We start from the raw sequence: 13,541 nt of genomic DNA on the forward strand, positions 1-13,541 counted from the left end.
AAAATAGTAAAATTTGCTAGACAGTTGTGATAAAATGTAGTAAAATTTTAAATAATAATTTAAATTTTCTCTGGGACCGAATAACAAATTTTTTCTTAAAAAATATTATAAGCGCCCAGACATCCATCTGGTCGTTTTTTTTTTGGAGGGTAGGAAAATGCAATGGCTTCACAATATTAAAATTAGTGCAAAAATAATGGTTTTGTTAGTAACCATGGCGGTATTTATCGGTGTCGTCGGTTTTACCGGTTATTATTATTCAGATAAGATGAGCATTGGTATGGATGAAATGTATAAAGACTACTTACTGCCTGTTAAGTGGATTAATGCCGTACGGAGCGAGACTAGGACGATTGAGGCCATTACCATGGAAATATTTCAGCCGAATGTGGACAAAGCCCGGGAGCAGAAGCTTGTAAATGAAGTTAAAGAACATGTTACCGAAGTCGACCGGCTGCTGGACAGTTATGGGCAGTCCAAACTGGATGAATTTCAAAAAGGGCGACTCACTGAGTTAAAGCAAGAGCTTACCGCCTACCGGACAGAGCGCGAGAAAGCGGTTGAAATTGCCTTGTCAGGTAAAAACCAGGAAGGCTATACATATTTCATTCAGCATGCCGCTGCCCGTATCGACAAGGTAAATCAGATGCTAGCAGAAGTGGCTGATTATAACGCGAAACGGGCTGATGAGATTAATGCGGCAGGCAAGAGAAATGCTGTCGCTGCCAGGATGATTATAACTGTGATAACTCTTGCTGCACTGGCAATTTCTTTGCCGGCCGGGATTTTTTTGTCACGTATGATTGTCCGCAGACTTAAATATGTAGTGTCGATTCTTCAACAAGTCGCTGAAGGAAATCTAACGCAAACTGTTAATGTTACTGCTAAAGACGAGATAGGCAGGCTCGGTTGTGCGCTTGATGCTACTATTGGTCACTTAAACGAACTTGTCGGGCATATTGTTGATTCTGCTGAGCAGGTCACTGCCGCGTCAGAAGAATTGACTGCCAGCGCTGAACAATCTGCGCAAGCCACTGCCCAAATCTCTAATTCTGTTGATCAAGTGTCACGCGGTAGTGACAAGCAGTTAAAGGCTATTGATGAGAGTACAACTGCTGTGGAACAACTGTCGGCGTCAATACAACAGATTGCCGCCAATGCTAATGCTGTAGCGGCTGTGGCGGCCAAAACTTCAGATGCAGCGCAGGACGGCGGCCGGTCTGTTGAATCGGCTGTTGCGCAGATGGCTACCATTGACAGCGCGGTAGCAAGAACGGCTGAAGTGATTGCCAAACTGGGGGAAAGATCGAGAGAAATCGGGGCTATTGTCGATACTATAGCAGGTATTGCCGGTCAAACCAATTTGCTGGCGCTGAATGCGGCAATCGAAGCTGCCAGGGCGGGTGAGCAGGGCCGGGGGTTCGCTGTTGTTGCCGAAGAAGTAAGACAATTGGCCGAACAGTCCCAGGCGGCAGCCAAAGAGATAGCAAGTTTAATCCGGGAAGTCCAGGGCGATACTGACAAAGCTGTTGATACGATGGATGACGGCACACGTGAAGTTAAAGCCGGTATAGAAGTTGTAAAACATGCCGGTCAATCATTCCAGGATATTGTCACTTTGGTTAAACAGGTATCTGACGAGATCAGGGATATTTCTTCGGCTATCCAGCAGATGGCAGCCGGAAGCCAAAATATTGTGGCTTCTATTCGGGATATTGATCAAATTAGCAAGCAGACGACCGGTCTGGCCCAGACAGTGTCTGCCGCTACCGAGGAACAGACGGCGTCAGTTCAGGAGATTGCCGCATCCAGCCAAAGTTTGGTAAAAATGGCGGAAGGATTGAAAAATGCTGTGAGTAAGTTCGAAGTTTAATTCGTATTACCATAGGCGACACAGCTGTTGCAATAAAATTGTGATTATACCAAGGCGTTACTATAAATCATTTGACAAATTGTTATAGTTTAAATAAAATGGTATTGATAACCATTATCGAAGAATCTTCGGCTTGTATTGCCGAATTTTTTTTCGCCGACAAATGATAATCATTATCAAAACATAAACCGTGTACCCTATATGATTAGAATACGCCGCTAAGTTGTAATTGGGTAGGTAGAACTGTCTTAAAATATAGTCAGAAGGGAGTATTTTCATGGAAATATTGCTTCAGAGCGGCGGTTTGCATGAATTAGTCGAGGCGTTTACCGCCGCGCTTGATGCTAAAAATACATATACCCGGGGTCATTCCGACCGGGTTGCCGAAATAGCGGCAGCTGTCGCCAGGCAAATGGGAATGTCAAAGTCGTATCAAGATATCATCCATGTGGCCGCCCATCTTCATGACATAGGAAAAATTGGTATTCCTGACCAAATCCTGCTTAAACCTGACCGTCTCTCCCCGGATGAATATGAAGTTATTAAAAGCCACTCACAAGTAGGGTTTGACATTCTTAACAAAGTAACAATACTGAAGCCGATTGCCATGCTAGTCCGGTCCCACCATGAACGATGGGATGGATTCGGTTATCCGGATGGTCTTGCCGGGAACGAGATTCCCTTAGGAGCGAGAATAATAGCGCTTGCGGATTCCTTTGATGCAATGATCAGCGCCCGTTCATACCGCCCGGCGATGTCCAAGAAAGACGCGGTAAAGGAAGTTATTCGCTGTCGGGGTACACAATTTGATCCTGAGATCGTTGATGCTTTTGTGCGGCTTTGCAATCATTCCAGGCTGCCGGAGGCAGTGGGATTTTAGCGGTTTATTTGCGGCTTATTTATTGTACTTATTGCTATCCTACTTTTTCATTCTGTTGTTGATAACCCTGGCAACATGGACACCGCTGGCGCTGGCTTGCGATAAGCCACGGGTAATACCGGCGCCGTCGCCAATGGCGAACATGTCGTCAATTTCGGTTTCCAGTTCGGAAGTTAATCTGAGGCGGGAACTATAGAACTTAACTTCTACCCCGTATAGCAGGGTGTCATCGTTAGTCATGCCGGGAGCAATTTTATTCAGTGCGTAAATCATCTCAATAATATTGTCAAGATGCCGCTTAGGCAGTACCAGGCTTAGATCGCCGGGGGTGGCTTTAAGGGTGGGTTTGGTAAAACTCTGGGCCAGACGGTGCTCATTGGTACGGCGTCCTTTTAACAGGTCGCCAAAACGCTGTACCAACACGCCGCCGCCCAGCATATTGGAGAACGAAGCAATCCGTTTGCCGTATTGGTGTGGTTCAGTAAATGGTTCGGTAAAGCGGTTGCTCACCAGGAGAGCAAAGTTAGTATTTTTACTGTGGAGCTTTTCGTCACGGAAACTGTGGCCGTTTACGGTGACAATGCCGTCAGTGTTTTCAGCAACTACATAACCCTTGGGGTTCATACAGAAGGTGCGGACTAAATCGCCGTACTGTTTGGTCCGGTATACCAATTTGGCTTCATAAACCTCATCGGTAATATGTTGAAATACCTCGGCCGGAATTTCGACGCGCACGCCGACGTCAACCTGATTGTTAGTAAGCGGCAGCCCTAAGTCGCGGCATTGGTTGGCAAACCATTCCGAACCTGCCCGGCCGGGCGCTGCTATCAGATAGTCGCACTCTACCGGCTGATTTTTGGCTGTCTCGAGGATGAACTTGTCATCTTGTTTTTTAATTGAAGTTACCATCATGCCGAACAGCATGGTGATTTTATCTTTCAAGTAGTCATAAAGGGACTGCAGAATTTTCAAGTTGTTTTCAGTTCCCAAATGGCGGACTCGGGCGTCCAAAAGGTGGAGGTCATGCTTCAACGCTTCTTTACCCAGACTACTGTTTTGAGTGCTGAAGTACTCGGCCGGAGCGCCGTATTTGAGATTAATCTGGTCGACATATTCAATTAAGTCCAGCACCATCTGATCAGGGATATATTCATTAAGCCAGCCGCCAAACTGTGTAGTAAAGTTGTATTTGCCATCGGAGAAAGCACCTGCACCGCCAAAGCCGCGCATGATGCCGCAAGGATTGCACTTAATACAATCCGGCACCTTTTTTTCGGAGATAGGACACCGCCGGGAATAGATGTCATGACCGGCTTCGATGAGGATGACCTTAACTTCCGGATTATTGATGGTAAGCTCATATGCGGCAAAAATGCCGGCCGGGCCGCCGCCAATGATGCCAATGTCAAATTTATCAGCCATAAACAAACCACCTTTCAATGTGATTGTGGCACAAACCGAACAACATTATACTTTACCAAATATTGTTTGTAAATAGGAAAATAGTCGAAGGCGTGATTCCGTATGTCAGACAGTTGTTTATGCGTTAGTCGGCAGCGATACCGGCAAACTTGAAATTGTTTTCAATGAAGCTGTTAATAATGCTCATCCGCAACACACCTGTAAATAAATACCTACGATGGAATTTATATATTGCCAAATTGCGGAAGGTTATGTTATTATTTTAACAAATACAGTCAAGAAGGCTGTTTAGGACAATCTACAGAATTCCAGCTGAATAGCAAGAGAACAATGGCCACGAAGGTTTTACGGTTAAGAAATGACCGTATATTTTGTGGTCTTCTTTATTTTTGAGCGGGGGGTGGCTGATTCCGGTAGTCAATTTGTGTTGCAAACTGTAGTGAAATATATAGTTTTAAAATGGCATGAAGCCTGATGAGGACGGTAAGCCCTCAGCTTGTTCATGCTTTTTTTATTGTCAATTACGCTTCGCCAAATGATGTAAGTATACTTAACAGGGAGGTTAACATGGAACTGATTACAAACAGCATTGAACTTTTTAAAAAGGGCGGACTTGTCATGTATCCCTTGCTGGTCTGTTCGTTTATGGTTGTTGCTATCGCCGTAGAACGGTATATGTTTTACCGCAAGTCTATAACCGATACTGACAGGCTTGTGGTTGAACTAACTCCTAAGCTGGATCAAGATGATTGGGAAGGAGCGCGGCAGGTATGCGAGGCTGCCGGTGGTGTCACGGCTATGGTGCTTTTGCGCGGGTTGACTAACCGCCACTTTGATGCCTGTGATTTAGAAAGTGCTATGTCCGGTGCAGCTGCCTTAGCTGCTGCCAAGCTGCGGGAACGGCTTAGTTATCTTGATACCATTGTAACGTTAGCACCGCTGCTAGGACTATTGGGTACGGTTGTCGGCATGATTTCCTCATTTAGCATTATGACTATTAAGTCAGGTCAGCCCAGTGCTATTACCGGCGGGGTAGGTGAAGCACTTGTTGCTACCGCTACCGGACTCTGTGTTGCTGTTGCCGCCCTTATCGTTCATAGTTTCTACAGCCACTGGCTTGATAGCATCATAACCGGTATGGAACAGTGTTGCAGCGTGTTAGCCGAAGCCAAGAGACGGAGTGACCGGCATGAAATTGCGTAATCTGCGTCTTGAACGCCAGCCGAAAATTATGATTATTCCGATGATTGATATCATCTTTTTTTTACTCGTGTTTTTTATGATGAGCAGCCTGTATATGGTTGAGCAGCGCACTTTGCCGGTTAATCTGCCACAGGCATCCACTGCACAGTCGGATATGCAAAAAAACGTATCAATTACAGTTGCCCGTGACGGTATGATTTATATTGACCAGGAGAATATTCCGATGGAGCTTTTTAAGACCCGTGTACAGGCGCAACTGGCGCGGCAGGCCGATACCGCCTTCATACTCAGGGCGGACAAGCAGGCCGAATATGGCCGGGTGGTAGCTGTACTTGATGATTTAAAAGCGTTGGGTGTAAAAAAAGTTGCTGTTGCCACCGAGCAGGCAATGAGGTGATGAAATATGGCGAGCAAGTCATACTGGCGGCGGGCTGTTCTTGTTTCCTGGATTATCCATTGTATATTTCTAGCCGGGGCCGGCTGGTTAAACGGCAAGCTGTTTGCAGTACCCAATATGCCTGAGGATATTGAACTGGAATTAATCAGTGACATAACTTCACCTGAACAAGCGGCCAACAATCCGGCAGAGCAGCCGGCGGTTACCCCGGCGGCTAGCCCGGTCATACCCAAGACAGCTCAGCTTGTCCAGCCGGCAGTTAAAGCTGTAAGCAGTGATGCGGTGGTCGATAATGTTGCCGATAATGTTGTATCCGAACCGAGCGGGTCCCCAACGAATGGACAGGCTGTGCCGGCCATGACCGCTCTGCCTGGAGGGGCGGGAACAACAGCCGCTGTCTTTGGAACAGGCTCGGGCCGGTCCGGAAGAATTTCGCCACCCCGCGTGTTAAGCAAAGTTGAGCCTGCTTATCCGGAAGAAGCAAGACAGGACGGATTCAGCGGGACAGTAGCTGTGCGAATTGAGATACTGGAAAACGGCCGGCCCGGCCAAATCCGGGTAGAACGCTCTTCGGGCCGTGAAGCTTTGGATGCTGCCGCGCTTGAAGCTGTCCGAAAATGGCGGTTTGTACCTGCCCAGGACGTTGACAGTGGCCGGGCGGTACGCTGTTATACCACTTTGTCGGTAGTATTCAGGCTAAGGTAATAGTAGTCTGCCTATATAAAAATGTACACAATGGGGGATTGACCAATGAAAGTAAGCAAAAAAGCGCTGGCTGCAGCCATTGTTGCCGGTATGGTCATGGCCGGAATGCCGGCTATGGCGGAAGAAACTCCGGCATACAGCCTTGAAGAAATTGTCATTCAGGCTGACAGCGTAAAGAAAGATAACGCTGATACAACAGTTAACGTCAAGACAGTCAGTCCGGGCAAGGCATCGACAATACCCGAACTCTTACGGGGTTCGGCCGGTATTGATATTGAACTGCGGGCGAGCGCCGGCGATAATCAGGACGGTACGATTAAACTGCGGGGATTTGACGCCAGGCGGTATACTGTATTGCTGAATGGCCGCCAAATCAATTCTGCCGGGGTTATGGGCGGGCAGTATATTGACTGGACAACAATACCACTCAATACGGTAGAGAAAATACAGATCATTAAAGGGGCCAAGTCAGCAGCTCATGGTAATACGCTTGGCGGGGTAATAAACATTATCACCCGGGATAAAGGCATTGACGGCGGTGAAATTTGTGGCGTGCGCCGTCAATGGCTGAATATTATTGGTGGGCCCGCAACTACAATACACAAACGGATAATAGAGGCAATTTGAACCCCGGTTACCAAAAGGATGTAAAGCCTGAGCAGGGAATGAGCTATGAGTTGGGTGCTGAACAAAAAGTCAGCGACAAGTATAATACCAAACTGACGCTTTATTACCAAAATATTGACGACTACATTAATTTTGAGCATACTTATCCTTTTTTCATCTATAATGTTGACAAGGTCAACGTGTGGGGCGCCGAATGGGAGAATGTTTATAATTTAGACAATAGCAATAGACTGATATTCAATTATACCAACCAGCATACTAAGCAAGAAGGGACAGACCAGAGCGAATTTGATTACTCTCCGCGCCACAAGATTGCTTTGGCTTATCAGTATGACGCCAAACCGTGGCAAGTCCGCTATACTGTCAATTATACCGGTAATCAGAAAGCATCGTATGGTAAAGTGACTTTGAGCAGTTATACCATTCATAATCTGGCTGTGGTTAGAGAACTTGACCCGGAACGGACGCTTAGCCTGTATGTTGACAATCTTTTCGACAAGGATTATGTAGAACAATATGGCTACCCGATGCAAGGCCGTTCGTACTATGTCAGCCTAACGCAAAAATTATAGCCAAGACGTAAGGCGGGAAGGTGATGATATGAGTTCTACACAGAAATTGATAGGCGTCGCCATGTTTATCGCCCTGGGAGTTGTGCTGCCGCTAGCCTTTCACTTAGCCGGTGCCGGCGGATCGGTCTTCCTGCCGATGCATATCCCGGTGCTGATGGCCGGGTTGTTGCTTGGCAGCCAGGGCGGATTAGCGGCAGGAGCCCTGACGCCGGTGTTGAGCAGTCTGTTGACAGGTATGCCGCCGTTACTGCCGGTATTGCCGATAATGGTTGTTGAACTTGGAGTTTATGGGCTGAGTGCCGGCTATTTGTATCAAAAGCGTAATGTACCGCTTGTTTGGTCGCTTGTTGGAGCAATGTTGACAGGAAGGCTGGCCGCAGGACTTGCTGTGGCCGCTATAGGTGGTTTATTGCAGATAAAGATCCAGCCGCTGGCGTATCTTCTTGGCGTTTTTTCCACGGGGTTGCCGGGGATGGCTATTCAACTGATTTTTATACCGTTGCTGGTTAAAAAATTGCAGGCAGGATCAGTAACATTCAGGCAGGTGAAAAATGGTGGGTGACGCTTGTTTTTTTGATCGTATTGCCGCAGACTGGGATGCGACGCGGGCAGCCGATGAAGAAAAAATATCCCGCCTGGTAAATATGATCGGGCTAGGTCCTGGCGCCAGGGTGCTTGATGCCGGCAGCGGGACAGGCATACTGTTGCCGTTTATTAAGAACATCACGGGAAGCCAGGGACAAATAACGGCAGTGGACTTTTCTGCCAAAATGCTGGCGATAGCTCAAGCCAAATACGCTGGCTTGGGCGGCATCGAGTTTGTCGTTGCCGATATCATGAGTTTTATGACGGATAACTTATATGATGCCATAGTATGTTTTAACTTTTTCCCGCATATCAAGGATAAACATTTATTTTTCCAGCACATGCGGAATATTCTCGTCGAAAAGGGTATTTTAACGATAATGCATGATTTATCAAGGGAACAAGTTAATGCCATTCATGGCGGTACCGCAGCCGTACAAGACGATCGGCTGGCGGCAGCGGCGACAGTGTGTGAATGGCTGACGGCTGCCGGCTATAATGTAGTGAACGTAATAGATGGCAACGATTGTTATTTTATTAAAGCCGCCAAATCTTCACAGCAATGATAAGTATCCAATAAAGATGTACAGGCGTGTTGTTAGTATAAGCGTAAGTCAAGCGCCAGCGGTGGAGCGTTACTAACAACACGCCTCTTAACCATGAAGGTTATTGTCTTGAAATAAGACAATGCTTTTGTGGTTTTTGTTTTTTAGTGATTAGCCATGAAGGTAAACAACCCGCAGGAGCAGGGTAAGGTTTATTTTTCATGGCTATTTTGCTGTGTAAGGAGGCGTATGCCGTATAGGCCGATGGGAAAATATCGTCTGCATATCTTGTAATAGGATATGGAACGGAGAATGGTAATGAACAAAACAAAATGGACACTGGTAGCAATTGTTGTAATAACAGTTGCAGGCTTGTACCTGTTTCTCAATGTTAATCAGGCGATAACAGGCCATGTTGAGTTTACCGGGCAAGGTGTGGATATTGTTCTGGATGCTCCGCACGAAGTGGAAAAATTGAGCATCATGAATGAAAAGGGAAAAGTGCTGACCGTTGTGGCGATTGGACCAGGGTTAAGGCAAAAGATACCTGTATTTACAAAATGGGATCCGGATAAAAAATACTTTGTTGAGCTGACGCTGGCCGGTGGGAAGAGTATTGTGCTAACAGGGCAAAGCCCGGCTGCCGGACTGGAAAAAGTGTCGTTCGTGCTGCAAGCCCCATATGGCCTGAACAGTGCGGGCAGCATCGGCGTAGTGCCGGCGGGGAGTGCTTTTACCGCCAATATTTTATTAACCAATCACACCGATGAGACTGTAAATATCAAGGTGGATATAAAGATACCCGCTGGCCTTGAAGCGGCCAATATCCCGCAGGGAATGAGTATCGAAACCGTGGATGGAGTCAGGCACATTATCGGCCGGAAACGTTTGCAGGCTAAAAATGAAAACTGGAATGAGCAATTGCAACTGAAAGCTGTGCAGGCCGGAACCAAACCGCTGATTCGGGCCATCGTGACTGTGGATAACGGGAAGGAACAATGGCAAATGAGCGGGACGGCGGCTGTACAAGTGGCGTCAGTTGCCGATATCAGCAGTAAAATCCGTATTCAGGCCGTAGAATTACCGGTCGATTTTACCGGCCGGTTTGATCCGAAAACCGGTTCAGGCAGTTTAGTCTATGTGCCGCCCAGCAGGTTGGCGCGGCTGGCGGGGGGCGAGCCGGACAACCGCCGCCTTGATGATGAACCTTTTGCCTATGCCGGTATTATGGTGAGTAATGACGGTGACGAACATGTGTTGATTCTGGTTTCCGGCAAAATTCTTGATCCCGTGAGCGGCGCTCTGGCGCCCGCATTTACGTCACCACCGCATAAAAATGCCGGTTTTGGTTACAGTTATGGCGTTGCGGCCATACCGCCTCATTCCGGTACTCAGGTAGTATTGCCTGTATACCTGAATGAGAACAGTGCGGTCGCGGGCAGCTACCTGTTCAAGACTGAGGCTTCGGTATTTGGGGTCAATAAGGTCATTAGCAGTTCCGAAAAAGAAATACAGCTTGTGACCCGCAATGACCGGCCGGTAATGATTACGCTCGTTATGTCTTTGCTTGCCGTTATCGGTACTGGCTGGCTGCTATGGCGGCAGGAAGCCGCACTGTCGCGGTTTTCTACCAAAGAGCTTGTTACGGTTTCGTTATTTGGTACAGTTACGTTTGTAACGGTAAATTTGCCGCAAACCGTCTTATGGGATATTACTCACGTTGTTTTCGGGCCGTTTAGTTTTTTGTTCACCGGTTTTTTCAGTCAAACTGTGCTGTATGCATTGATGATTGCGTTGGCGGTGATTATACCCCGACCGGGGGCCATAACTCTCATGATTATTGTCAGATTTATCTTAAACGGTTTTATTTTCGGCCACTTTACACCCTTGCAAGTTTTGACCTATGCTGCTCTAGCCGTATGTCTGGAGAGCGCTCTGTACACAGCTGGCGTGACCCGTAACCAGGCCGGCTGCAGTACTGCGGGGAAGGTAATGCTGATTGCAATCGCGTGCGGTCTTGTCGATGTTGTTACAAGTTACATGAACTTTATGGCTTATATGACTTTGTTCCGGCTGTTTTATGCCGATTGGTATATCCAGGCCGTGATTGCCGCGGGTTTTGTTTATACGGTTGCCGGTGCTGCTATCGGCTGCCGGTTGGGCGGTACTTTGCGCCGGACATCAATGGATTAGAGGTGTGACAGATGATTGCCTTTAATGATTTCAGTTTTTGGTATCCCGGACGGGAGGCAGCCAGCTTACAGCAAATCAACCTGAAAATTAGCGACGGGGAGTTTGTCCTGTTGACGGGACCGACCGGCTGTGGCAAAAGTACGTTGCTAAAATGTTTAAACGGCATTATTCCCCATCTTTCCGGCGGCAGGTGCCAAGGGGAAGTGGTTATTGGCCGATGTACCACCCGGACTATGACTATGGCTGAACTGTCTGCCCAAGTTGGGCTGGTGCAGCAAAGCCCTGATGATCAGATTTTCGCGACAGTGATTCAGGATGAAGTGGTCTTTGGCCCGGAAAACTTATGTTTGCCGCGGGCGGAAATAGAACAACGGCTGGAGTGGGCGCTGAAGGCGGTAGATTTGGCTGGCTACCGGCTAAGGAGTACGGCGGCTTTATCGGGCGGCCAGAAACAACGGCTGGCCATTGCTTCCATGCTGGCGCTTGAACCGCGGATACTGGCTCTTGATGAGCCCATTAGCCAAATTGATCCCCAAGGTGCCTGCGAGGTTATGGACGTAGTCAAAAAACTCAACCGGGAGTACGGGGTAACCGTAGTCATGGTCGAGCATCGCATCCACGAAGTGGCGCAGTATGTTGACCGCGTTGTCGTCATGGACAGCGGGAGAATCGTCGTCGATGCCCCGGCGCGGCAGGCCATGGCCAAGGCTGAGTTATTTATCAAGATGGGCCTGAGGCTGCCGGAAACAGTGGAAATCAGCCGACGGCTGAAACAGGGCCATATTGCGATGACGGTTGAGGAAGCTGTTAATCTATTGAAGTCGGGTGTCAGGAAAAAATCTAAGCCGGCAGCCGTTTGTTGCCGGCCGGCGGCTGCGGGAACACCCGTCCTGGAAATTGGCGATCTTTTTTACCGGTATGCCAAAAATGATAAACAAGTATTAAATGGTATTAATCTTACGATACACAAAAGCGAAAAAGTGGCCATAATGGGGCGCAACGGGGCAGGTAAGTCGACTTTGCTGGCGCATATGGCAGCGTTGACGCCGCCCCAGCAAGGCACCGTGAGGGTAGCCGGCAGACTGATTGACGGAAAGAAAAAGTTGCCGCTGGGAACAGTCGGGATGGTGATGCAGAACCCTGACCTGATGCTTTTTCACAGTAGTGTCCGGCAAGAGGTTGAATTTGGTTTGCGTAATCTAAAAACCGTGTCAGCCTTAATGACTGAACGTTATGGGCAGGCAATTCAGGGACTGGCGCTGGCAGATCTTCAAGATGATCCGCCGCTGGCTTTAAGCCGTGGTCAGCGGCTTAGAACGGCTATTGCCGCTGTAGTGGCAATGCAACCGGAGATTGTTTTGCTGGATGAACCGACGACCGGACAAGATAAGCGAAATATTGAAAGCATGATGGCGGCATTGATGGACCAGGTTGAAACACTGGTATTCTGTACTCATGATGTAGAGTCAGCCATCCGGTATGCCACCCGGGTTATTGTCCTGAATCAGGGAAAGATTGTGGCTGATGGTCCGCCCCGTAACGTGTTTGCCGATGCTCCGTTACTTAACCGCAGCGGTTTGCGACCTACCCAGTCGTGGTTGGTAGGCCGGGCGCTTGGCATCCCGGATGTATTTACTCCTCTGGAATTGGAGGAGAAGTGGATATGCTGAACTGGCAGGAGCTTACCCGGACGGGTGCCGGGACTACCCTAATCCACCGCCTGGATCCGCGCGTCAAAATAAGCATGCTGCTCATTACCGGCTTTGTCATTATATTTTTGGATAATCCCGCTCTGCTGGCAATTATGCTGGCAGTCGGTGCTGCAGGAATGCTGATAGCCCGGCTGCCCCTCATGAAACTCAAAGTTGCTGTAGTGGTTGTACTGCTGGGGTTATGGGGAGCGGTATTCAGCCAGGCGCTGTTTTACGAACAAGTTCCGCGTACGGTGATGCTTACGCTCATCGCGCCCGAGTTACCCGTTTTGGGCCCGCTGACTAAAGGATTATATGTCTATCATGAGGGGGTTATATACGGACTTAGGCAAGGATTGCGGATGGCGGCTATGACCACGCTGGGATTGTTAGTGTGCTGGACTACCGACACCCGCTTGCTGCTTCTGGGACTGGTACGGTTGCGAATGCCGTACAGTCTGGCGTTTATGGCCGTAACGGCGGTTCGGTTTATTCCTATACTTATGCAAGAAACCATGCAGGTTGTCTCGGCGTCTACAATGCGTGGCGGCAGCCGGTTGAGTATCCGGTTACTGTCGCCGATTCTGGCCAATTGTCTCAGGCGGGCAGGAACCTTGGCGGTTGCTGTAGAAAGCCGGGCTTTTCGTTCCCAGGACCGCCGCACTTACTTGGAAGAGTTGTGTTTTACTCCGGGTGAAAAAATGTTTCTTAGTGTTTACATACTGCTGGCTGTTATAGTGATTCTAAGCAAGACTAGCTATATTTGTTATCAATATGGACTGTATTATGCTTCAAGTTTGCGGCCTGTGTATGAAATTGCCCGATCATACTTATAGGAGGGGACAATT

13 protein-coding genes are annotated in these 13,541 nt (G+C 48.2%); 12 read left to right on the plus strand and 1 reads right to left on the minus strand.

Annotated features, from left to right (window positions below):
• Positions 1 to 157 precede the first annotated feature (157 nt).
• Positions 158 to 1,873, plus strand: a complete 1,716-nt coding sequence (locus tag SCACP_RS03070; protein ID WP_425059964.1) for a methyl-accepting chemotaxis protein — start codon at positions 158 to 160, stop codon at positions 1,871 to 1,873.
• 277 nt (positions 1,874 to 2,150) lie between these two features.
• Positions 2,151 to 2,753, plus strand: a complete 603-nt coding sequence (locus SCACP_RS03075; protein ID WP_425059965.1) for an HD-GYP domain-containing protein — start codon at positions 2,151 to 2,153, stop codon at positions 2,751 to 2,753.
• Between the two features lie 39 nt (positions 2,754 to 2,792).
• On the opposite strand, the gene SCACP_RS03080 is transcribed toward SCACP_RS03075, so the two are convergent.
• On the minus strand, positions 2,793 to 4,175 hold the full coding sequence (locus tag SCACP_RS03080) for an NAD(P)/FAD-dependent oxidoreductase (protein ID WP_425059966.1): 1,383 nt from the start codon (positions 4,173 to 4,175) through the stop codon (positions 2,793 to 2,795).
• A 567-nt stretch (positions 4,176 to 4,742) separates the two neighbouring features.
• Here SCACP_RS03080 and SCACP_RS03085 point away from each other — a divergent pair.
• The 10 genes from SCACP_RS03085 to SCACP_RS03130 all read left to right on the plus strand — a co-directional run bounded on the left by SCACP_RS03085 (position 4,743) and on the right by SCACP_RS03130 (position 13,529).
• Positions 4,743 to 5,378 (plus strand): MotA/TolQ/ExbB proton channel family protein, encoded by a 636-nt coding sequence (locus tag SCACP_RS03085; protein ID WP_425059967.1) that lies wholly within the window; start codon positions 4,743 to 4,745, stop codon positions 5,376 to 5,378.
• Entirely contained in the window at positions 5,365 to 5,775 is a 411-nt protein-coding gene (locus tag SCACP_RS03090) for an ExbD/TolR family protein (RefSeq protein ID WP_425059968.1), read from the plus strand. Before SCACP_RS03085 ends, SCACP_RS03090 begins: the two co-directional genes overlap by 14 nt.
• A 6-nt stretch (positions 5,776 to 5,781) precedes the next feature.
• Positions 5,782 to 6,480 carry a TonB family protein gene (locus tag SCACP_RS03095; RefSeq protein ID WP_425059969.1) on the plus strand — a complete coding sequence of 233 codons (699 nt, stop codon included), beginning with the start codon at positions 5,782 to 5,784 and terminating at the stop codon, positions 6,478 to 6,480.
• Positions 6,481 to 6,525: 45 nt separating this feature from the next.
• On the plus strand, positions 6,526 to 7,107 hold the full coding sequence (locus SCACP_RS03100) for a TonB-dependent receptor plug domain-containing protein (protein WP_425059970.1): 582 nt from the start codon (positions 6,526 to 6,528) through the stop codon (positions 7,105 to 7,107).
• The gene (locus tag SCACP_RS03105) at positions 7,044 to 7,679 is read left to right on the plus strand and encodes a TonB-dependent receptor domain-containing protein (RefSeq protein WP_425059971.1); all 636 of its coding nucleotides are present in this window, start codon (positions 7,044 to 7,046) and stop codon (positions 7,677 to 7,679) included. The genes SCACP_RS03100 and SCACP_RS03105 overlap by 64 nt, the downstream gene beginning before the upstream one ends.
• Positions 7,680 to 7,707: 28 nt before the next feature.
• On the plus strand, positions 7,708 to 8,241 hold the full coding sequence (locus tag SCACP_RS03110; RefSeq protein WP_425059972.1) for an ECF transporter S component: 534 nt from the start codon (positions 7,708 to 7,710) through the stop codon (positions 8,239 to 8,241).
• Positions 8,231 to 8,830, plus strand: a complete 600-nt coding sequence (locus tag SCACP_RS03115) for a class I SAM-dependent methyltransferase (RefSeq protein WP_425059973.1) — start codon at positions 8,231 to 8,233, stop codon at positions 8,828 to 8,830. Before SCACP_RS03110 ends, SCACP_RS03115 begins: the two co-directional genes overlap by 11 nt.
• Positions 8,831 to 9,127: 297 nt before the next feature.
• Positions 9,128 to 11,002, plus strand: a complete 1,875-nt coding sequence (locus SCACP_RS03120) for a hypothetical protein (RefSeq protein ID WP_425059974.1) — start codon at positions 9,128 to 9,130, stop codon at positions 11,000 to 11,002.
• Positions 11,003 to 11,013: 11 nt separating this feature from the next.
• A complete protein-coding gene (locus SCACP_RS03125; protein WP_425059975.1) occupies positions 11,014 to 12,672 on the plus strand; it encodes an ABC transporter ATP-binding protein in 1,659 nt (552 codons plus the stop codon).
• A complete protein-coding gene (locus SCACP_RS03130; RefSeq protein ID WP_425059976.1) occupies positions 12,666 to 13,529 on the plus strand; it encodes an energy-coupling factor transporter transmembrane component T family protein in 864 nt (287 codons plus the stop codon). Before SCACP_RS03125 ends, SCACP_RS03130 begins: the two co-directional genes overlap by 7 nt.
• The last annotated feature ends 12 nt before the right edge of the window (positions 13,530 to 13,541 follow it).

It is taken from the genome of Sporomusaceae bacterium ACPt (assembly GCA_041428575.1).
In the GTDB taxonomy this organism is placed as follows: Bacteria; Bacillota; Negativicutes; order Sporomusales; family Sporomusaceae; genus Sporomusa_D; species Sporomusa_D carbonis.